The following is a 22,140-nucleotide window of genomic DNA, read 5'->3' on the forward strand; positions in this document are numbered from 1 at the left end:
CCCTCTATGGTTTTTTGGCCTGAACCAATGTCATGTATAGCTTATTTTCGGTTTACAGTATTTGCAGCAAGTCTGTCGGCCAACATATAGTCCAAAAAATCGGTGGTTCTGCCACAAAGAAGAACGCTTGCGCCAATGTCGATCTTTCTTGCTTCTCTTTTGGCTCTTTTTGGAGGATCGCTGGCACCCTTATCGAGGTGCTTGAATAATCATATTGGTTAAGAGCTCTAGCCGCCCCAGGCAAATCTATATGAAGGTATTCCTGCATATAGAGAACAATTTGCGTCAATGCAGCTTTCTCTGGCTCTTCCTCTATATGTGCCACTCGCATTTTCAGATACAGCAAAATTCTATCATACGGACCATAGTATTCAATATGCTTCAATTCCTTGGCCACCTCGGGAAATTTTCTATACGCCGCACGTTCCTCCGGAGTCAATTCTTCCTCATGGTTAATAATTTTTGCGCCCCTCCATTTCGCCTCTTGGGCATAGTTATATGTGCGCAACATTATATTCGCCTTTTCCCTTTGCGTGAGCGGTGCCATATTTTCCCTCTCAGGAAATTCTATGTTGTTCTCTATGTCTTGTACATCCCGATCTGTCAAATCCTCCTTATAAAAAATTTTTCTTTTGTGATACAAATCTATAATCCAGAAACCACGTTGATTCAATACACAAAGATGCTCTCCGATTCGTGCATAACTTTTTGCATAGTCGAGGGAATATCTTCGATGTGTTTTGTTGCTGAACTCATAAAGATGCCCCTCCAGTTTATAAGGCTCCGGTTCCCCAAATCCCTGAAACTGATATGCTTCCAATGAATAATCACTGGGAAATATTTCCTGTATTGTTTCTGTATCATGGAACATCCCCCACAGAAGCCATAGAAAAAGGCTCATGTAAAATAAAAGGAAACCCAACGCAACACATATTGCCAATATGTTATTTTTCAAACATAACGATATGTTATTTCCCAAGATTTTTCGCCTCTAACTTTTCCCGCAATTCTTTCAAATTTTTTTCATTATATTCCGTTTGAAACTCCATATCTATCTTATACGGGCGTAAATGTCCCACTTTTTCCTGTAAATATGCTGTATTATTTACGATGGTACGAGAAATATGACCTGCTGTACTCAGTATATCGCCTTTCCATTCAATCGATGTCCACAATTCAAAGTTATATATATCTTTTCCAGACCCAGCCACTGTGACACATCCATCCTTCCCAATAGTTATATCAAACGTGCTTGTATACCTGCCTAATGACAGGCACTCTTCCCGTGTTCCATTTCCATATGGAGAAACCCCGATCTGTACAGTAGCAGTGCTTCTTCCTGATTTGTACATTTCTTCAACCGTCCTTGCTATGGCATTTTGAAAATCAACTTCTTTCGTAATCATATGCGACACATCTGAATCTTTGCCGAAATATGGCGGCTTTTTGCTCGCCGAGCTTTTTGTCGATGGCATCGACTTCGGCTTTCTGTGCGTCGTAGGCGCGGGCGGCGGCTTCGATGCCTTGCTCGTAGGCCGCAATCTGGCTCTTCGTCTTGAAGGCGGTGACGTCCACGTCATGGGCGTCCTGCAGAGCTCTGGCTTTTTCGTCGAGGATGTCCTGCGCGGCCTTCCTCTCTTGTTCGAGTGCCGCATTCTTTTGGTTGCGAACCTTTTGGGCCTGGATGCTGACTCGCTCACCGTAGATGCGGCCGCCGTCGTGGTTTTCCAGAGTGCCTGCATGGATCGCGATGCCTTTCCCCGTGGTGATGAGGCCTTCGTTGTCGAGGGTTTCGGCTTCGATGGCTGCCGTGCCCTGGCTCTGGACGCTGCCGGCGACACGGAGCTGCCCGTCGCTCGAAAGGGAGACGGCTTCGGTGGCGGAGAGCTTGCCTTCGACGTTGACGCCGAGCCCCTTGCCGGTGCCGATGAGTTGGATGCGCCCGGCGTACATGCCGCCGACGGCAGCGACGTCGAGGGTGGGCAGGGCTTCGTCTCCGGCGAGGCGGGTGATGCTGCCGTCCGCGTAGCCGATCTCGTTGGCACCGGCCTTGATGCTTGCCTGCTTCGCCCAGATGCCGGCGTTGACGGCGACGGCACGGGCGAGGATGTCGACGCTTTCGGCGCCTCTTGCGTCGAGGCCTTTGCCTTCGATGGCGACAGCGCCTTGCTCCACGCGCAGGGCGTCAAGGCCGGCCGCGTCGTAGCGGGGGCGGCCGGTCGTCAGGACGGCGCGGGTGGTGTTGAGAAAGCCGCCGCCGTTGACGGTGATGCCGTTGGGATTGGCGATGACGACGTCGGCGCGGTGGCCGGCGACTTCGAGGAAGCCGTTGAGTGTGCTCGGGCGGCTGCCCACGACTTCGTTGACAATGACGGAGGCGGGACGGGAGGCGAGGTTCCGGTTGCCGGAGATGTAGCCGGCCAGCTCGGTCTTGGACTAGGCGAAGGAGTTGTTGAGGATGGCGCCTTTTTCTGTGACGCTGAAGCTGTCGTACTGGTTGCGCGAGACGCCTCCGGCGCTCGGCGCGGCGATCTGGATGAGCGGCGTATGGTTCGCCGTCTCCGTGACGGTCGGCTTCTCGCCCGCCGGTGCAGCCTGGGCCGCCTCGATCTCCGCCGCCTGGGCTGCGGGCTGCAGGGTAAGGAGTCCCAGCGTGAGTCAGGCTGTGATCTTCTGTGCCAGTTCTTTCTTCTTCATCAATCCCGTCGCTTCCTTTCCGACCAAGCTGTATATCCTAGCATTTGTTCATCTGTTTTTTCATCGAACGATATATCAAATATATTCGTAGGTTTTTATTGCTATTTCGATAGGGAAATATTTTCACCTGTTAGATAACGGAAGTGTTGGGCATATTTTACATTCCCGGGGAACAAAAAGAAGAACGAAGGAGCAGCGGGGCTTCTTCGTTCTTCTTTTTGTTCCATATTACGAGCCTCAGCAGGAGTTTTTTCCAAGCCTCGGATGTACGGCGGGGCGCAGGCTGCGCACGCGGATGAGGCGCAGCGCTTCGGCAAGATCTACATCGTCGCGCAGGCTGCCTGCTTCGTAGATGCATAGGGGCGAGGCGACGCCGATTTCGCTGGCGGGCATGTAGACGTATTCACCGTTTTCCGCATCGCCGAAGATGACGCCGGACTTCAATTCGGATTCAACGAGGGTTGGCATGATGTTCTCCTTCAAAACATATTTTTTCGCCATAATATATAGGAGGAAGCTGCTGCGATGACGGCAGCGAGTATGGCGATGTAGAGGAAGGCCGTTGTGTCGTCGGACAGGGGCACAGGCACGTTCATGCCGAAGAAGCTCGAGATCACCGTCGGTATGGCGAGGATGATCGTCATGGCGGCGAGGAATTTCATCACGAGGTTCTGATTGTTGGAGATGATGGACGAGAATGTATCGGCCATGCGTGCGAGAATCTTGCTGTAGAGCTCGACCATCTCGCGGGCCTGTTTGTTTTCGATGATGACATCTTCGAGCAGATCTTCATCTTCTTCATAAATCTTGATGATGGGATTGATTCCTTGGTTGGAGCGCAGACGCAGCAGCTTGTCGAGAACGGCTCCGTTGGAGCGCAGGGCTGCGCTGAAGTAGGTCAGGCCTTTTTGCAGCTCCAGGAGGCGCAGGATATCGCTGTTTTCCATCGAGCGGCGCAGATTCAGCTCGATTTCGTCCGAGTGCTTGCTGATTTGCCGCAGGTAGCGCAGATAAAAGGTCGCCGATTTGTAAAGAATCTGGAAGAGGAAGCGTGTCCTCTTGAAGGTGCGGAAGAGCTTTGCCGTGTTTTCATTGAATTCCGATAACACAGGCGTATCTTCCAGGCAAACGGTAATAAAGTAATCATCCGTGAGGATGATGGCGAGCGGAAGCGTATCGTAGCTGTCCTGGCCGCGCATGACGGGGACGTTCGTCAGAACCATGACGGAATTGTCCTCGACATCCGTGTGGGAACGCTCTTCATCGTCCAATGCGGAACGAAGGAAGTCGGGTTCGACTTCCGTGAGGTTGCTGACGACCTTGAGCTCGTAGGGCGTGGGGTCGATGATGTTGATCCAGGCGCCTTTTTCAAGCGTTTTCAGCGTAAGCGCCTGCAGGGGCCCGCTCTCCAGGGATTTGAATATCTTGAGCATGCTGCTGGAGTCTCCTTTCGCGGGAACTCCGATTCGCTATGCATCGATCAGCGGTCAGACACAGTGAGAAAAGGGGAGCGCCCGTCATTATTTTTTGTGCATGTTTTGCAACTGGGGTAATCGCCGTCCATTTCCTCACCAACCTTCCCATATATCTAAGGATGCAATAAAGCCCTTCCCAATCTTACTCCACGACAGCCCTTTCGTCAACTGTTTATCAGATGGAAAATGGCAGAAAGAGGAGTCCGTCAAAAAACAATTATCCTTGAATCCCATGACGAAAAGCGTTAGAATATGATAATAGGTTTGTATCCCTGCGGCAGGATATGTTTGACAACACTTTTCATAGTATTTTGCCATGAAAAAGCAGAGGTAAGCTGCAGCCATGAGATGTTTGCTGTTTTATATTATAAGGAAGCCGGAGCCGGTTTCCCCGACAGTTTTCCATAGTATGCCCTTATCCATAGATTTTAGGCGGTGAGTTCATGAATTCCATATTTGATGTGGGGATAGACATCGGTTCAACGACGATAAAACTCGTTGTCCTCGATCACGAGAAGAAGATCGTGTATAAAAATTATGCGCGTCATTTTTCTGAGATCGGCGCCTCTCTCTGCGAAAATTTGGCGAATCTCAAGAAGATCGTCGGCAGCAAGAAGTTTTCTTTCGCGCTGACCGGTTCGGCCGGCATGGGAATTGCCCAGCATATCGGCTTGCCGTTCGTGCAGGAGGTTGTTGCCTGCGCTTCTGCCGTGAAGTCCCTGATACCCGAGACCGATACCGTTGTCGAGCTTGGAGGCGAGGATGCCAAGGTGACGTATTTCGGCGATGCGCCGGAGCAGCGCATGAACGGCGTTTGTGCGGGAGGCACAGGCTCTTTTATCGATCATATGGCATCGCTTCTTTCGACCGACGCGCCGGGGCTTAACGCGCTGGCGGAAGAGGGTCGGCAGATTTACACGATTGCTTCTCGCTGCGGCGTTTTTGCCAAGACGGATATTCAAGCACTGATGAATGACGGTGCGGAAAAGGCGGATATTGCTCTTTCCGTCTTTCAGGCAGTCGTCAACCAGACGATCAGCAATCTTGCGCAGGGGAGGCCGATTGGCGGCAAGGTTGCCTTCCTGGGCGGACCGCTGCACTTTCTGCCCGTTTTGCGCCGGCGTTTCATCGAGACATTGGAGCTTGCGCCGGAGCAGGTGGTAGACGCGCCGGACGGCAATTATTTTGTTGCGCTCGGTGCAGCGCTTTCCGAGGAGACGGAAGTCGTCGATGTCGCACGCTTGGAGGAGAGTCTCGCACGCGCACGCGATGCTGCGAAAGCGGAGACGCGCCAGGCGGATTTCACGCTTTTTGCCGATGAGGCGGAGTATGCCGCGTTCAAGGAGCGCCATAACCGTGACAAGGTGAAGCGCGGCGAACTCGCTTCCTACGAGGGGCCGATCTATATCGGCATCGATGCCGGCTCTACGACGACGAAGCTCGCGGCCATCGGCAGGGATAAGGAACTGCTTTATACTTCGTACGGCAGCAATCATGGTTCGCCTCTGAAAACGGTCGTCGAGGAACTCAAAGGACTTTATGCCAATATGAATGCGGCGACATATATTGCAGGAGCCTTGACGACGGGCTATGGCGAGGCCATTGTCAAGGCTGCCGTCCATGCGGATGCAGGAGAGGTCGAGACCTTTGCGCATCTGCGGGCAGCACAGGAATTCTGCCCTAAGGTCACGTTTGTCATGGACATCGGCGGGCAGGATATGAAATGTTTTTTTGTCAAGGACGGCAATATCGGCAATATCACGTTGAATGAGGCGTGTTCCGCCGGCTGCGGCTCGTTCATCGAGAATTTTGCCCAGGGCCTGAAGATGACGGCGGGAGAGTTCGCAGCCAAAGCTATGGATTCCAAAGCCCCTGTGGATCTCGGCACGCGCTGTACGGTCTTCATGAACTCGAAGGTCAAACAGGCACAGAAGGATGGCGCTTCTGTCAGCGATATTTCGGCGGGCATTGCTTTTTCCGTCGTCAAGAATGCGCTCTTCAAAGTCATGCAGCTCAAGGATGTCCGGGATTTGGGCGACCATATCGTCGTGCAGGGAGGCACCTTCTACAATGACGCCGTTCTGCGCTCGATGGAGAAGCTCATCGAGCGGGATGTCGTGCGTCCTGATATCTCGGGGCTTATGGGTGCTTACGGTGCGGCGATCCTCGCGCAGGAGGAGGGGCTTGAGCGTTCGGCGATTCTTTCGGCGGAGGCACTGGCTGATTTTGCCGTTACGACGAGCTCGTACCGTTGCAGGCACTGCGGCAATCAATGTCTGATCACTATGCAGAAATTCGGCGACGGCGGCAAATTTTTCACGGGCAACCGCTGCGAGCGCGGCATTGGCAAGGTGAAGCCGCAGGAAATGGAAGTGCCGAACATCTACGATTACAAGTACAGGCGCCTTTTCGATTATTACAAGCCGCTGCAGGGAGCGGCGGCGCCTCGCGGCAGGATTGGTCTGCCGCGCAGTCTCAACATGTATGAGGATTATCCGTTTTGGTTCACATTTTTCACGCGGCTCGGCTACGAGGTTGTGCTTTCGGACAAGTCGTCTGCCGCTCTTTATTACAAAGGCATGGCGACGGTGCCGTCCGATTCGCTCTGTTATCCGGCGAAGCTCGTGCACGGACATATCATGGATCTTGTGGAGAGGGGCGTCGATAAGATCTTTTATCCGTGCATCCCATACAATATCATCGACAGCAACCATTTGGGCGATAATCATTACAATTGCCCGGTTGTTGCCTCCTATGCCGAGAATATCCGTGCGAATATGGATGTTCTGCGCGAGAGGAATATTCGATTCCTTCAGCCGTTTTTGCCGCTTGACAATAAGAAGCGGATGATAGAAAGGCTCACGGAAGAGCTCGGCGGGACGGAAGGCCTTGCAAAAAGCGAAATCAAGGCGGCAGTGCTTGCCGCCTACGAGGAAATCGAGCACTATAAGCAGGATGTACGCGACTATGGCGAAGGCATCCTGCAGGAGCTGGAAAAGACGCAGCAGCCTGCCATCATGCTTGTGGGCAGGCCATATCATATCGATCCCGAAATTCATCACGGCATAGCCGATATGATTGCGTCCTACGGACTGGCTATTCTTTCCGAGGATGCCGTATACCATTTGCCCGTCAAGGGGGCAGGGCTGAACATTGTCAACCAGTGGAGCTATCATGCACGGCTCTACCATGCGGCGCATTTCGTTGCCGAGCACGACAACCTGACGCTGATCCAGCTCAGCTCCTTTGGCTGCGGTCTTGATGCCGTGACGACGGGACAGGTCAAGGCCATTTTGGAAAACAATAACCGCATCTACACGATGATAAAGCTTGACGAGGTCAGCAATCTCGGTGCGGCACGCATCCGCCTGCGCTCTTTGATCGCCGCGCTCGCGCGCCGCAAAAAGACGGTGTTTCAGCCTGCTTCGGAAGCGGAACGCCCGCGGTTCACCGAAGAGTGCCGCCGTACGCATACGATTCTTGCGCCGCAGTTGGCGCCGATTCATTTCCGCTTCGTGCGTCCTGTGCTGGAAAAGCATGGCTACAAGGTCGTCGTGCCGCCGCTGCCGGATAAGGCAGCAATCGACCTCGGTCTGCGTTATGTCAACAACGATATGTGCTATCCGGCCATTGTCGTCATCGGACAGCTTCTTGCCGCTTTGAAATCGGGTGAGTACGATCCTGACCACACGTCAATCGCCCTGTTCCAGACATGCGGTCCCTGCCGTGCAACAAATTATCTGGCACTGATGCGTCAGGCGCTGAAGTATGCAGGCTATCCGCAGGTTCCCGTCTTTGCCTGCTGGGGTCTTGAGATGGATGCCTTCTCGCTCGATCGGGCGAGTTTTGTCGATATCATCAAGGCGATTCTCTATGGCGATCTTCTGCAAAAGGTCAGGAATGCGACGCTGCCGTATGAGAAGGAGCCGGGAGCCGCGGAACGCCTTTACGAGGCGTGGATGGAAAAATGCACGGAAGAACTCATGCACGGCAGTTACTTCAAATTCTCCTGCAATATTCGGCAGATCGTGCGTGATTTTGACAATTTGCCGCTTTTGGAAGGCCTTTGGAAGCCGAAGGTCGGCATTGTCGGGGAGATCCTTGTAAAGTACCACCCCGTCGCCAACAATCATATCGAGGAGGTTCTCATCGGAGAGGGGGCGGAGGTCGTCATGCCGGACTTTGCTGATTTCTTCCTTTATATGGCTTACGATTCCATTGTGGAGAGACAGCTTTTCTCGGGTAAGCTCAAGGATAAGATGTTTGGGCAGATGTTTATCAGTCTCGTCGAATTTTTCCGCCGCCCGATGCGCCAGGCTCTGAAGAAGAGCAGGCGTTTCGAGGCGCCCTATAAGATTGGCGATACGGCGCGCCTTGCCAAGAAGCATGTGTCGCTTGGCAATATGGCGGGCGAGGGATGGTTCCTCACCGGCGAGATGGTCAAACTCATCCATGAGGGCGTGCCCAACGTGGTTTGCCTGCAGCCGTTCGGCTGCCTGCCGAATCACATCACGGGCAAGGGGGTCATTCATAGTCTCCGGAACGATTACAAGGGGGCGAATATCGTGGCCATTGACTGCGATCCCGGCTCCTCGGAGGTCAATCAGCTCAACCGTATCAAGCTGATGCTGGCTGTTGCCAAGGAAAGGGATCCGAGGCGACGTACTGCGGCCGCATCTGCTGATAGTATCGAGCAGAATTGACGACTGGTGGCTGATATGGTTTTACAAAAGAAATATAAGGCGACGCTGGCGCTTTGCGTCAGCGTCGCTGGTACGCTGGCCGTTCTGCCTATGGTCGGTCAGGGCTTTCTCTGGGATTTGCTTGAAGCGGGATTTCTCGCCTCTACGGTCGGCGGGCTTGCGGATTGGTTTGCAGTCACGGCCATTTTCCGAAAACCCTTGGGCATATCGTATCGCACCGATATCTTGCGGAAAAACCGCGGACGCATCATGCAAGCTCTTGTCGATTATGCGGCGAACGATCTTTTAAGCGCCGATCATATCATGGCGGCGGCACGCAGGCTCGATATGGCACAGATGTTCGTTGCATACCTCGTGCAGCGCGGCGGGCGCGAGCGCATCAAGACACTCGCCGCCGCAGTAATCCTGCGCACGGCGGAAACGATGGATACCGAAAGCGTTTCCCGAAGCGTCTGGCCTGCCATTCGGGAAAGCCTCAAGAGTTTTCCGCTGGAAAAATTCCGTCTGAGGCTTTTCGATATGCTCGGTGAGAAAAGGCACAGCGACCGCATCCTGCATCTCGTTCTTCGTGCCGTACGCCGCACGCTTCTCGATCCTGCTCTGCAGGAAATCCTGCTGGAAAACATCCGGGAACTGCGCGAGCGTTACGAACGGCAGGCGAATCTCAGGACGACGGTCATTCAGGCCATGGATCTGACAGATGAACGACTGAAGGAAATCGCCCTTTCGCACCTTGACGCATATCTCGCTGAGATGCTCAAGGGCGAAGGGGATGGTTATGAAAAATTATCTGCAGGATTTCGCGAGATGCTGTATGCTTTCGGTGCGAACGATTCGCTGAAAAAAGCGATTGCAGGTTGGAAGGAAACGACTTTCCAGAAAATCGATCTTTCGGCGCAGTTCGCCGCCTGGCTTGAGAAAAATGTCAAGGGGGCGGAGCCTTTTTGGCGCGAACCGCTGTTTTCCCTTGTGGACCAAAAAATCGATGAATTCATCGCAAATAAGAGTTTGCAGCGGCGTGCCGATTTGGCGTTCAAGCGGGTGATGGAAAAGGAGCTCAAGGATCACCACGCCTTCATCACACAGATGGTGAAGGAGCGGCTGGAAGAATTCTCGGATGATGAACTCATCGCTTTTGTGGAAAGCCGCGTTGATGACGATTTGCAGATGATACGGATCAACGGTTCCGTCGTGGGATCGCTGGCCGGGATGATGCTCTATCTCATCGCGTATTTTGTGGAAAAGGCGGTGGGCTGATGTTTTGGCGTTCGTGGAACAAAGCGGACAAAACCCTTCTGGCCGCTGCCGTCATTTTTCTCCTGGCACTTGCCCTTGTGATCGAGTATCCTAGGAGCCTTCTGGCGCGCGGTTTCCTCGCCTGTGCAGATGCGGCTCTCGTCGGGGGAATTGCGGATTGGTTCGCCGTGACGGCGCTTTTTCGGAAACCGCTTGGTTTTCCGTGGCATACAGCGCTTTTGCCGAGGCGGCGCGAGGCGTTTATCAAAGCCTCGATCATGCTCGTGCAGCGCGAGTTTTTTTCGCGCCGCAAACTCTTCCAGGTGATTCGTCATATGGATTTTATCGGTATGCTGCTTGAGGCGATGCGCCGTGAGACGGTGCAGGAAAAGCTCGTGCAGCAGCTTCTGCATTATGTGCGGGGCTTTGCCATGCATATCGACCGCAGACAGCAGGCGGAAAGTTTTGCCTCTGAAATGCGCCAGGAGTTGTCGAAGACACGGCCGGGCGAGATGTTTTCTCTGATCGGGCGCTGGATGCGCGACGATGAACGCGATCATGTGCTCGTGGCTCGTGCAGCCGAATATCTTTCGGAAAGGGCGGCGGCTCCAGAGTTTCCTCAAAACGTTGAGCGCCTTCTTTATGCGTATGCCAAGGAACGTGCAACGAGCCGCTGGGAAATGTTTCTTCTGGGGCTCGGGCAGATGACGGATGTGCTGAACTTCGAGGATATTGCCCATCTTGTACAGCATCAGGCTTTGCGCGTATTGACGGAGCTGGCTGAGAAGGATTCGCCGCTGCAGGAGAAGTTCATCGGCATCTGCTATGAGAAAGCTGCCGAACTTTCAGAGGATGAGGATTTCATCCGGTTTTCTATGGAGCTTCGGGATACCTTGCTTGAAGGCTTGCCTCTGGAGGAAGCCATCGAGCGCAGCATTGAGTTTGTGCAAAAGCACTTTTTTCTTGCACGTCCGGCACGCGGCCTCGATCTCGTGCTCCCCTTGCTGCGCGAGAGTTTTTCCGCTGTGCTCGTCGCAGAACTTCGACGCACGCTCGTGCTTGTTCAGGAAGATGAGAAACTGCAGAAGACGATTGACAAGTTCCTTTATGATCTTGCAGCACGGTCGGCGCTTGCAGCTCAGGAACTCGTGGGCATCATAGTGCATGATGTGCTCGCGCGCCTGACGGATGAGCAGCTCAACCACCTTGTTTATGACAAGGTCGAGCCGGATCTCTTGTGGATTCGTATGAACGGCTCGATTGTGGGCGCCAGCATAGGTCTTTTGATATTTTTGTTGATGCAGCTTATTCATTGAGATGCGGAGACTGCTGTTTTGTGGATAATTCGCTTGCCGTATGATAATATAGAGGACAGAAGTTTTTTGCAAAAATGCGAATGGAGCGATTTCGTGAAAAAGACAATGATAAAAGCGGTTTTTGCAGCTGCCTTGGCAGGTCTGTCGGCATGGGGGGCGGCGAATCCCGCCGCAGTACAGGCTTCTGCTGTGGATGATGCACTGGCAAGAGCTGCCGGAAGTTTTGACGCATCCGGTGCGAAGCCGGAGCCTACGAAGCCACAGGAGCCTGTGAAGCAGAAACCTGCGAAGCCGGAGCCTGCGAAGCCGCAGGAGCCTGTGAAGCAGAAACCTGCAAAGCCGGAGCCTGCGAAGCCGCAGGAGCCGGTGAAGCAGAAGCCTGCAAAGCCGGAGCCTGCGAAGCCGCAGGAGCCTGTGAAGCAGAAACCGGTAAAACAGGAGGCGGCGAAGCCGCAGGAGCCTGTGAAGCAGAAGCCTGCAAAGCCGGAGCCTACGAAGCCACAGGAGCCTCTGAAGCAGAAACCGGTAAAACAGGAGGCGGCGAAGCCGCAGGAGCCTCTGAAGCAGAAGCCTGCAAAGCAGGAACCGACAAAGCTGCAGATTACGCCCCCTGTCGGCCAAAATCTGGCAGGGGAAGGTGAGATTGCTATCCAGTCGCCGGATTTCAAGGCCATTCGAGAAGGTAATGCGAGTTATCAAAAAAATGATCTTGAAGCTGCCTATCGGAGTTTCAACGAAGCGGTGAAGATCAACGGCACGAATTCGACGGCTTTGATTAATCGCGGCGTTGTTTTGCGTGATATGAAACGCTACGATGAGGCCTTGCGGGATTTTGAGGCTGCTCAAAAACTGGAACCAGGGCTTGCGCTTATCGAATTTGAGATGGCGCTCGTCCATATCGCACAAAACAACGCTGCGGAGGCCATGACTCATCTGAGCCGTTCCATCGACCTGCAGCCGGATAATTCTGCGACTTATATGTATCGTGCAGCCGTTGAGCGCAAACTGGGAAAACTTAAGGAAGCCGTTGAAGATTATACGCGCTCCATTGAAAAGGGCACGGAGGGGGACAATCACCTGCGCGCCTATATCGAACGAGGGATCACCAAGGAGCAGATGAAAGATTTCGCGGGTGCTGCCGCTGATTATACGACAGCCCTGCAGATCGATGAAAAGAGCCCTGCGGCTTTGAATGGGCGCGGCGTCGTCTATGATAAGCTGGGCAAATACGAGGAGGCCGTTGCGGATTTCTCAAAGCTTCTCACCATCCTGCCGCCTGAGAATACCGCTGTCGTTTATTTGAACCGCGCAGGCAGCTATCGCAATATGAAGAGATACGGGGAAGCTATTGATGATTTTACGCACGCCCTTGAAAAGGCGCCGGATAATCTGACGGTTTATGTGGAGCGCGCCTTGACGTATCGTATGATGGAGCGTCACGAGGAGGCTTTGGCCGATCTTGACAAGGCGGTCTCTCTCCAGCCGGGGAATGCGGATCTTCTGAACCTGCGCGCCATCGAGAAAATCAAGCTGCAGAAGGCTGAGGGAGCTCTCAAAGATCTTGACGAGGCTATCCGGATCAATGGAACCAATCCCGCCTTTTATGCGAATCGCGCAGGTCTTCTCGAAAACCAGGGTGAGCGGGAAAGAGCCATAGCCGATTATTCGGCGGCGCTTCGCCTTGATCCGTCCAATGTCGGCTGCTATTACCGCCGCGGCTATCTTTACAAGAGGCAGGGCATGACGAAGGAATCCGAGGCCGACTATAAGGCTGCGCTTGCCCTTCAGCCTGATTTGCCGGCATACGAGTGAACTTGCCGAAAATGAGAGGCCGTTTGCGAAAAGAAAAGAGGCTGACCCGTCAGGCAGCCTCTTTCCTTTTCGTATGATGTTATGGTTTTAATAGTTCGATTTGCGGTTGCGCCGCGCAAGCAGGCGGATGACTTTGGCGCCTGTGTTGTGGATGCGCCGCAGGGGAGCGACGCGGGATTTGATCTTGGGCTTCATGTCCTTGACCGTGCCGAAGTCGCCGCGCTTGAGGACGGTTGTGCGGAACTTGTCGGGTTTGAAGAAATTCCTGAGTCCTTTGAAGAGAGCCTCCGGGTCGGCTTCGGCGACACAGAGAAAAACATCGGCTGCCGCATATTTGAGCTCGGTGTAGGTATGGATGGCGAGGTGGCCTTCCTTGAGCGCTGCGAGGATGACGAAATGACCGCGCTCGATTACCTGCGTGTCGACCTGCAGGATATGGAATCCTGTATTATCCGTCAGTCGGCGGAGCGTAGCAACGGTCATCTCCATGTCCGACAGCTTGTTTTCTTTGCAGTTGTATAAGTCAGCAGTAAGATGCCGTGCGATAATCTTCAAGAGGGAATCGCTCCTTTTCAATAAACTTGCTGTGTCATTTGCGTTCGCTTGCCATACGCGTATGTTCACGCTTAAACTTTCAGGACATATGGTCAGCCGTGACGCAGAGCGGCAGGAGTTGCTTTCATCGCCGCTTCTGGCGATGGCATCCTCAACGAGTCATGCTGTACATATGTCCTCACGCCTTACCCGAAAAGCCAATCGGCCTGCGCCCTTTGGGTTTGGCCTCTTGGATTTTCACGCTAAAAAACAAGATTTTCGCCTTATACATCATTATAGGTTATTCGGTTGACAATGTAAAGGAGGAGGGGTATAATATCTCGCATTTATCCGATTGGTTTGCAGGAACAGGCAAAGGGATTTTCATCTGGGGGGATTTGGGATGGGCAGAGGACTTTTGGATAGGGACGGAAAGGCGTATACCGGGGCTCGCCCCTTGCTGATCCAAGGCGCGATGAAGGTAGAAACAAGCCATATGGTGGAACAGCTCGAAGGGGTGGAGGAATATCGTCTTGGGCAATGGTATTTCGCTTCGGGCACTTACAAGGGGCTGCCGTTGGCTATTGCACGCACGCAGTGGGGGTTGGCCAATGCGGCGGCCGTGACGGCGCTCGCCATGGAATTCTTTCAGCCTGTAGCCGTCATCAACCAAGGGACGGCGGGGGCGCATGATCCCGCTTTGAAGAATTTTGATATTGTCGTGGGCAAGGAAACGGTCAATGAATCGGCATGGAAATCCCTTTACCGCGCTGAGGGCGAGGGTATTGACGGACGCGCCCTGGAAAAGCTTGGCGTCTTTGCCTACGATAAGGAAGCCGCGCGCTTCACGCAGGAGGTATATCACAAGGCGGATGAAGCCCTTCTGGCTGCGGCGCGCTCCGTTCGGGATGTCTATACGAAGGGACGTGTGACGGAGGGCATTATCGGTACAGCGGACAGCTGGAACTGCCAAGTCGATCAGGTTCTTTTCCTGCATGATTTCTATGGATCTGCTGTCGAGGAGATGGAAGGAGACGCCGTGGCTCAGATTTGCCAGACCTACGATATCCCGTTCCTTACGATTCGCGTCGTCTCGAATACGGTCTTTGCCGGTGATGTGGATTGGGATCTTGCCGTTGGCGCAGCTTTGCAGGAATATGTGCTTGCCGTCGCCGAGGCATATATGCGGAGTCGTTGAAGGATTTCGTCCAAATGTGAAGAAGTTTCCAAGAAGACACCGGTACGTTCTGATTCCAGAGGACGGACGGGGAATTTGCCTGGCGCGAAGCCGGGAAGATCTAGGGAGGGTTTGCCGTGAAGAAGATTCCTTTCGCCCATCTGCATGTTCATACCTGCTACAGTCTTCTTGACGGCGCTTCCCGCATCCCCGATCTTATTGCGCGGACAAAGGAATTGGGGATGGATTCCATCGCGATCACGGATCATGGCGCGATGTACGGGGTCATTGATTTTTATAAAGAGGCGAAGAAACAGGGAATACACCCTATTATCGGCTGTGAGATGTATCTTGCGCCTGAATCGCGCTTTGATCGAACTGAAGTGCGCGGTACGCGTTATTACCATTTGATTTTGCTTGCCGAGAACAACGAGGGCTACCGAAGTTTGGTGAAACTCGTTTCGCTGGCCAATACCGAGGGCATGTACTATAAACCTCGCGTCGACAAGGAGCTTCTGCGCAAGTACCATAAGGGGTTGATTTGCCTCAGCGCCTGCGTTGCCGGAGAAATCCCGCAGGCCGTGCTGCGCGGGGAAACGGAACGCGCGGAAAAGTTGGTGGCAGAATACATCGATATTTTCGGCAGGGATAATTTCTTCCTCGAGATCCAGAACCACGGCCTCCCTGATGAAAAAAAGGCATTTGAAGGCGTTATCGAGCTTGCCGAGAAGTTTGGCGTCGGTCTCGCTGCAACGAATGATATCCACTATGTGCGGCAGGAGGATACAAAGGCGCATGACGTGCTTCTCGCCATACAGACCGGCAAGGGGATCGACGACCCGACGCGTATGCGTTATGCTGAGGGTGAGTTTTATATGCGTTCGCCCGAGGAGATGGCAGGGCTTTTTTCTGCACATCCCGAGGCGTTGGCCAATACGCAGAAAATCGCCGAGCGCTGCCAGGTTGACTTTGCGTTCGGTCACCTTCATCTGCCGCGCTTTCCTCTGCCCGATGGCATGACGGATGCGGCCTATCTGCAAAAGCTCTGCGAGGAAAATCTGCCGCGCCGCTATGGGGAGATTACGCCGACCATTCGGGAAAGGCTGGCCTATGAGCTGGAAATCATCCATCGCATGGGCTATGACAGCTATTTCCTCATCGTCTGGGATTTTATCAATTATGCGCGCAGCCAGGGAATCGCCGTAGGGCCGGGGCGCGGTTCGGCGGCGGGGAGCATCGTTGCCTATCTGCTCGGCATTACGAATCTGGATCCTTTGAAGTATGAGCTGCTCTTCGAGCGCTTCCTGAACCCGGAGCGCGTGACCATGCCGGATATCGATATCGACTTTTGCTACATCCGGCGCGAGGAGGTCATCGATTATGTGAAGCGCCGCTATGGTGACGATCATGTGGCGCAGATCATCACTTTTGGCACGATGGCGGCGAAGGGAGCGATTCGCGATGTGGGACGCGCCTTGGAAATGACGTATGCGAGCGTCGACCGTGTGGCGAAGGCCGTGCCTTCGGAGCTGGGCATTACGCTCGACAAGGCGCTCGCCGATTCGCAGGATTTTCGCCGTATTTACGAGGAGAGCGAGGAGACGAAGCGGCTTATCGATTTTGCACGCGACCTCGAAGGCTTGCCGCGTCACTCATCAACCCATGCGGCAGGCGTCGTGATTGCGCGCAACCCCCTGACAGATTATGTGCCTGTGCAGGTTTCGGACGGTACGCTTGTGACGGAGTTCGATAAGGATCATGTGGAAGAGCTCGGCCTTCTGAAGATGGATTTCCTCGGTCTGCGCACCCTGACTGTTATCGCCGATGCGATTGCGAATATCCGCAGGAGCAGGGGAGTCGAGGTGGATATCGACAGGATTCCCCTGGAGGATGAAAAGACGGCGGAAATGCTTTGTGAGGGTCATACGGGTGCAGTATTCCAGATGGAATCGGCAGGCATGACAAATCTCGTAAAGGATCTGCAGCCGAAAAACTTCCAGGATCTCATTCCGACGGTGGCGCTTTATCGTCCGGGGCCCCTGGGCAGCGGCATGGTGACGGATTTCATCGCGGGACGTCACGGGAAAAAGGCAGTGACCTATCTGCATCCGCTGCTGGAGCCGATCCTGCGGGAAACATTCGGCGTCGTGCTCTATCAGGAGCAAGTCATGCAGGTGGTGCAGGTGCTTGCGAATTTCACTCTCGGACAGGCTGATATTTTGCGCCGCGCGATGGGCAAGAAGAAGCACGAGGTGCTGATGTCGCAGCGCGAGGCATATATGAAAGGCACGGAGGCGAACGGCATCGATCCGGCGCTGGCGGGGAAGATTTTTGATCTGCTGACGCATTTTGCGGATTATGGATTCAACAAGTCGCACAGCGCGGCCTATGCGCTTGTGGCTTGGCAGACGGCATATCTCAAGGCGCATTATCCGCAGGAATTCATGGCGGCAATGCTCACGAGCATCATGGATACAAATGACAAGGTAAGCGTTTATATCGATCTTTGCCGCCGCATGGGCATAGAGATTCTGCCGCCTGACGTCAATGCGAGCGAGGCCGCTTTCAGCGTCGACGGAACGGCGATACGCTTCGGGCTTGCCGCTGTACGAAACGTTGGCGAGGCGGCGATCAAAAGCCTTGCGGCAGTGAGGGAAAAAGACGGCCCCTTCACCTCCCTGCTTGATTTCTGCACACGCGTCGATACGCGTACGGCCAACAAACGCGTGCTCGAGAGTCTCATAAAATGCGGTGCTTTCGATTCGCTCGGTGCACGCCGCACACAGCTTCTCGCCGTTCTCGAGCGTGCTATGGATGTGGCGGCGCAGAAGCAGCGCGATGAGGCGAATGGGCAGATCGGTCTTTTCGGGGAGACGGAAATGCAGGAGTCCGATGAACTCGTTCTTCCCGATGTTCCCGAGGCCGAAATGGGGCAAAGGCTCGCGTGGGAAAAGGAGAACACAGGGTTTTTCATCACCGGGCATCCGCTTGACAGCCACGGGGACAAGATTAAGAATCTCGTTCCCATTGCCGATATCCTCGAAGGAAAGAAGCAAGAGCGGCAGCTCGTGCGCATCGGCGGTCTTGTTTCCTCGGCAAAACGCATCGCGACGAAGAAGGGCGACACGATGTGCTTTTTGGAGCTTGAGGATTACACACACTCGATCGAGGTTGTCGTATTTCCTTCGGTATTCTACCAAAATGTGAACTTGCTCCTGCCTGACAAGGCTCTCGTCGTGCAGGGGCGCGTGAACTTCACGGACGACGGCGTCAAGGTGCTTGCCGATACGTTCGTTTCTTTGGAAGAATATCGGCAGGATTACTATATCTCTCTGGCAGCCGACAAGGACGACGAAACGACGCTCCAAAAGCTCTATGACATCCTTGCCGCTCATCCGGGCGAGCACTGCGTTTTTCTGCAGCGGCAGGGGCGTTGGCAAAAAGTGGGGCAAACGCATCGGATTGACGATTCGCCCGAGGTTTCCCGTGAGATTGAGGCGCTGCTCGGCACAGGCTCGGTGCGGCAAAGATAGCGCACCGGAGGAGGAGAATTTTGATGTGGACATCCATTTTTGTGGCCAGCACGAAAGAGCAGGCGGACAAAATTTGTGAGAGGCTGGAGGCAGAGGGAATCCTGACGAACCGCAAGTCCGTCGGGGGTCCGAGAAAAGGGAATTTCGAGATACGCGTGCTCGAATCCGAGGTCGAGGAGGCACGTGATATTGTCTGCAATGCGCCAAACCGATAAGGATCATTTGTTTATGGGGCAGGGGTGACGTATGGAGGAAAGACTGCAAAAAATCATCAGCCGTGTGGGCGTGGCCTCGCGCCGCAAGGCGGAAGAGCTTATTGCGGCGGGACGCGTGACGGTGGACGGCGCGGTCGTGCGCGAGGCGGGAACGAAAGCCGATGCCGCTAAGTCCCGCATTTGTGTTGATGGCAAGCCTCTGCCCGAGGAAAAGCGCCGCGTATATTTTCTGTTGAACAAACCCAAGGGGTATGTTTCGACGGTTGCCGATGAGAGAGGCCGCCGCACGGTGCTCGATTTGCTGCCGGAAAACAGGGAACGGGTTTATCCTGTGGGGCGGCTTGATCAGAATACGGAGGGGCTCCTGCTTTTGACGAACGACGGAGCACTGACACATGCCTTGCTTCATCCGCGGTTTCTCGTGTATAAGACGTACCGGGCGAAGGTGGCAGGGGAGCTCACGCCCGAACGGCTCAAAAAACTGCGGGGCGGTCTTGCGCTGGAGGATGGCATAACGGCGCCGGCGGAAGTTCGCGTCTATGGCATGACGGAGAAGGGGCTGACGGATGTCGAGATCACGCTGCACGAGGGAAGGAATCGGCAGGTGAGACGCATGTTCGAGGCCGTGGGCTGCGATGTGCGCACCTTGAAGCGCACGCGTTTTGCCCAGCTGACGCTTGCGGGTCTGAAGCGCGGTTCTTACCGCATGCTGACGCAGGCGGAGGTTGCCGCGCTCTACCGCTTGGTGGACGGCCGATGAGCGGGCGGCATGTCATCGTCGTCGGCGGTGGCCCGGCAGGATTTATGGCGGCGGCGAAGGCGGCTGAGGAAGGCGCCTCTGTCCTGCTGCTTGAGAAGATGAAGAAGCTGGGCAGAAAGATGATGATTACGGGAAAGGGACGCTGCAATATCACGAATGCGGCCCCGATTCCTGAGCTTGTCCGAAATATACCGGGCAACGGTTCGTTTCTTTACAGTGCCCTTCATGCCTTTGACAATGAGGCTGTGCGTGATTTTTTTGCAGCGCGCGGCGTGGAAACGAAGGTTGAGCGCGGCGGACGCGTGTTTCCGCAAAGCGATCGCGCAGCCGATGCCGTCGATGCGCTCGTCACATACCTCCATGAGCTCGGCGTGAAGATCAAGACGGAAGCGCCTGCAGCAGACATCCTTGTGGAGGAGGGACGGGCGGCGGGCGTTGTGCTTGTGGGAGGGGCAAAGCTGCGAGCCGATGCTGTCGTGCTCGCTGTCGGCGGCGCGTCCTATCCGGCTACGGGATCTACGGGTGACGGCTATGGGATGGCGCGCCGTCTTGGGCACACGGTGACGCAGATTTTGCCGTCGCTCGTTCCGCTCGTCGTGGAGGAGGATTGGGTGAAGGAGGCGCAGGGGCTTTCTTTGCGCAATGTACGATGCACCCTGCTTGCTGACGGAAAGAAATGCGCGGATGCGTTCGGTGAGATGATGTTCACTCATTTCGGCGTGACGGGGCCCATCATACTTTCGTTGAGCCGCATGGCGGCGCAGGCGCTTGCAGAGGGAAGTTTCGTCGAGCTCGAATTGGATCTGAAGCCTGCGCTTGCGCCTGAGATTTTCGCGGCGCGCGTGCAGCGTGATTTTGAAAAATACCAACGCAAGGTTTTGAAAAATGCCATGCACGATCTTTTGCCGGGAAAGCTCATCGCGCCTGTGCTCGATGCAGCTTACCTTGAGGTGGAAAAACCGGTGCATCAGGTGACGCGCGAGGAGCGCCTCCGTCTCACAGAGACAATCCGGCATCTCATGCTCACCGTCACAAAAACGCGTCCGCTGGCCGAGGCCATTGTTACGGCAGGCGGCATCGCGACGCGCGAAATCGAGCCGAAAACGATGCAGTCAAAACTTTTGCCGGGGCTTTATTTCGCAGGGGAGGTCGTTGACGTCGACGGCTTTACGGGCGGCTACAACCTGCAGGCAGCCTTTTCCATGGGCGCTGCGGCAGGGCGCTGGAGCGCACGGAAGGCATAGGGAGGATCCTTGGACGGAAATGGCGGCCGAGGCTTTCTATGGACAGGAATCCCCGGTGTTCTTCCCGGAGCTAAAGGTATTCTATATTTAGAGAAGGGGGCGGCATATTTTGACGAAAGAGAAGAAGATTCGACCGGCAGCTAAAGGTCTGACAGGTGCGATACGGATACCGGGCGACAAGTCCATTTCACATCGCAGCGTGATGTTTTCTTCCATAGCGAAGGGAACCGTGCGCATAAAGAATTTTCTCAAGGCGGCCGACTGCCTTTCGACGGCTGTCTGTATGAGATCCCTCGGGGCGGAGAATATGTTTCAGGAGGACGGCGTGCTTTGCGTGAAAGGCGTTGGGTTGCGCGGGCTGAAGGAGCCTGCGTGCATCCTTGATGCAGGAAATTCGGGCACGACGTTGCGGCTCCTCATGGGGATTTTGGGGGCACAGCCGTTCTTTTCGGTCTTTACGGGCGATGCTTCGCTCTTGCGCCGTCCCATGGGACGCATTGTCGAACCGCTTTCGCGCATGGGGGCGAGGATCTGCGGCAGGGCGGGCGGCCGAAATCTTCCTCTGGCAGTTTTGCCGCATGAGGGGCATCTTGCCGCCATGCATTATGAGAGCCCTGTTGCAAGCGCTCAGGTAAAGTCGGCAATCCTTCTTGCGGGGCTTTATGCGGATGGGGAAACGACGGTATGGGAACCGGCGCTTTCACGCGACCATACGGAGAAGATGCTCGGTGCTTTCGGGGCGAAACTCAGGCGTTCGGGCACAACCGCTGCGATCGAGCCGGCAGAGGAGCTTTATGCGCCGGAAGAGATCGTTGTGCCCGGCGATATCAGCTCGGCGGCGTATTGGCTTGTTGCCGCTTCATTGATTGAAGGCAGTGACATTCTTCTGCAGGACGTCGGCCTCAATGCGACGCGTACGGGCATCATCGATGTTCTGCGCGACATGGGGGCGAGACTGGAGATTGGAAACGAGCGTGAGAGCGGCGGTGAGGCGCTGGCCGACATCCGCGTGCGCGCGGCGCATCTTCGAGGCGTTTCTTTCGGCGGTGCAATCATACCGCGCCTTATCGATGAAATACCGGTTCTTGCCGTGGCGGCGCTCTTTGCTGAAGGCGATACCGTCATCTCCGATGCTGCGGAGCTGCGCGTGAAGGAAACGGATCGCCTGCAGGCTGTGACCGATGAATTGAACCGTCTGGCGCCGGGCGCTGTCGAGGCGACGGAAGACGGCATGATCATCCACGGCGGCAGAGATGTTTCTCCTGCCGCCTGCCATACATACGACGATCATCGTATGGCGATGTCCCTCGCTGTTGCCGGGGCGGCAGGAGCGGGACTGACGCTCGATGCGCCGGAATGTGTCGATATATCGTATCCGTCTTTTTATAATACTTTGGAAGGGCTTATGCAATAAATTCCCGGGAATCCGTCAGGCAAG

Annotated in this window: 15 protein-coding genes and 1 pseudogene; 10 read left to right on the forward strand and 6 right to left on the reverse strand. The window is 54.7% G+C overall.

The features are described 5' to 3' along the window. Positions 1-52 precede the first annotated feature (52 nt). From ACRTGH_RS09560 to ACRTGH_RS09580, 5 genes and pseudogenes are all read right to left on the reverse strand, one after another. Positions 53-979 carry a hypothetical protein gene (locus tag ACRTGH_RS09560; RefSeq protein ID WP_368847448.1) on the reverse strand — a complete coding sequence of 309 codons (927 nt, stop codon included), beginning with the start codon at positions 977-979 and terminating at the stop codon, positions 53-55. After that, positions 969-1,406 carry a hypothetical protein gene (locus ACRTGH_RS09565; protein WP_368847449.1) on the reverse strand — a complete coding sequence of 146 codons (438 nt, stop codon included), beginning with the start codon at positions 1,404-1,406 and terminating at the stop codon, positions 969-971. The genes ACRTGH_RS09560 and ACRTGH_RS09565 overlap by 11 nt, the downstream gene beginning before the upstream one ends. Then, positions 1,387-2,652: pseudogene (locus ACRTGH_RS09570) on the reverse strand (filamentous hemagglutinin N-terminal domain-containing protein). Before ACRTGH_RS09570 ends, ACRTGH_RS09565 begins: the two are co-directional and overlap by 20 nt. Positions 2,653-2,934: 282 nt before the next feature. Next, complete coding sequence (locus tag ACRTGH_RS09575) at positions 2,935-3,165, reverse strand: hypothetical protein (protein ID WP_368847450.1); 231 nt, start codon at positions 3,163-3,165, stop codon at positions 2,935-2,937. A gap of 11 nt (positions 3,166-3,176) precedes the next feature. Further along, positions 3,177-4,130 carry a magnesium transporter CorA family protein gene (locus tag ACRTGH_RS09580; RefSeq protein WP_368847451.1) on the reverse strand — a complete coding sequence of 318 codons (954 nt, stop codon included), beginning with the start codon at positions 4,128-4,130 and terminating at the stop codon, positions 3,177-3,179. A 485-nt stretch (positions 4,131-4,615) separates the two neighbouring features. Here ACRTGH_RS09580 and ACRTGH_RS09585 point away from each other — a divergent pair, with 485 nt between their 5' ends. The 4 genes from ACRTGH_RS09585 to ACRTGH_RS09600 all read left to right on the forward strand — a co-directional run bounded on the left by ACRTGH_RS09585 (position 4,616) and on the right by ACRTGH_RS09600 (position 13,239). After that, entirely contained in the window at positions 4,616-8,875 is a 4,260-nt protein-coding gene (locus ACRTGH_RS09585) for an acyl-CoA dehydratase activase-related protein (protein WP_368847452.1), read from the forward strand. A 15-nt stretch (positions 8,876-8,890) separates the two neighbouring features. Next, a complete protein-coding gene (locus ACRTGH_RS09590; protein WP_368847453.1) occupies positions 8,891-10,132 on the forward strand; it encodes a DUF445 family protein in 1,242 nt (413 codons plus the stop codon). Beyond that, complete coding sequence (locus tag ACRTGH_RS09595; RefSeq protein ID WP_368847454.1) at positions 10,132-11,427, forward strand: DUF445 family protein; 1,296 nt, start codon at positions 10,132-10,134, stop codon at positions 11,425-11,427. The genes ACRTGH_RS09590 and ACRTGH_RS09595 overlap by 1 nt, the downstream gene beginning before the upstream one ends. Positions 11,428-11,520: 93 nt before the next feature. Beyond that, complete coding sequence (locus ACRTGH_RS09600) at positions 11,521-13,239, forward strand: tetratricopeptide repeat protein (RefSeq protein WP_368847455.1); 1,719 nt, start codon at positions 11,521-11,523, stop codon at positions 13,237-13,239. An 87-nt stretch (positions 13,240-13,326) separates the two neighbouring features. On the opposite strand, the gene speD is transcribed toward ACRTGH_RS09600, so the two are convergent. After that, positions 13,327-13,794 carry an adenosylmethionine decarboxylase gene (gene speD, locus ACRTGH_RS09605; protein WP_368847456.1) on the reverse strand — a complete coding sequence of 156 codons (468 nt, stop codon included), beginning with the start codon at positions 13,792-13,794 and terminating at the stop codon, positions 13,327-13,329. Positions 13,795-14,176: 382 nt separating this feature from the next. On the opposite strand from speD, the gene ACRTGH_RS09610 reads away from it, so the two are divergent. From ACRTGH_RS09610 to aroA, 6 genes are all read left to right on the forward strand, one after another. Beyond that, the gene (locus ACRTGH_RS09610; RefSeq protein WP_368847457.1) at positions 14,177-14,971 is read left to right on the forward strand and encodes a 5'-methylthioadenosine/S-adenosylhomocysteine nucleosidase; all 795 of its coding nucleotides are present in this window, start codon (positions 14,177-14,179) and stop codon (positions 14,969-14,971) included. Positions 14,972-15,096: 125 nt separating this feature from the next. Next, on the forward strand, positions 15,097-18,483 hold the full coding sequence (locus tag ACRTGH_RS09615) for a DNA polymerase III subunit alpha (protein ID WP_368847493.1): 3,387 nt from the start codon (positions 15,097-15,099) through the stop codon (positions 18,481-18,483). Positions 18,484-18,506: 23 nt separating this feature from the next. Further along, positions 18,507-18,698, forward strand: coding sequence for a hypothetical protein (locus ACRTGH_RS09620; protein WP_368847458.1), 192 nt, complete (start codon positions 18,507-18,509; stop codon positions 18,696-18,698). 31 nt (positions 18,699-18,729) lie between these two features. Next, positions 18,730-19,458, forward strand: a complete 729-nt coding sequence (locus ACRTGH_RS09625; RefSeq protein ID WP_368847459.1) for a pseudouridine synthase — start codon at positions 18,730-18,732, stop codon at positions 19,456-19,458. After that, positions 19,455-20,702: a BaiN/RdsA family NAD(P)/FAD-dependent oxidoreductase gene (locus tag ACRTGH_RS09630; RefSeq protein WP_368847460.1), complete on the forward strand. Its 1,248-nt coding sequence runs from the start codon at positions 19,455-19,457 to the stop codon at positions 20,700-20,702. The genes ACRTGH_RS09625 and ACRTGH_RS09630 overlap by 4 nt, the downstream gene beginning before the upstream one ends. A 109-nt stretch (positions 20,703-20,811) precedes the next feature. Beyond that, a complete protein-coding gene (gene aroA / locus ACRTGH_RS09635) occupies positions 20,812-22,116 on the forward strand; it encodes a 3-phosphoshikimate 1-carboxyvinyltransferase (protein WP_368847461.1) in 1,305 nt (434 codons plus the stop codon). Positions 22,117-22,140 lie beyond the last annotated feature (24 nt).

Origin of the sequence: Selenomonas oralis, from assembly GCF_051603425.1 — a bacterium.
GTDB lineage: Bacteria > Bacillota > Negativicutes > Selenomonadales > Selenomonadaceae > Selenomonas > Selenomonas sputigena_A.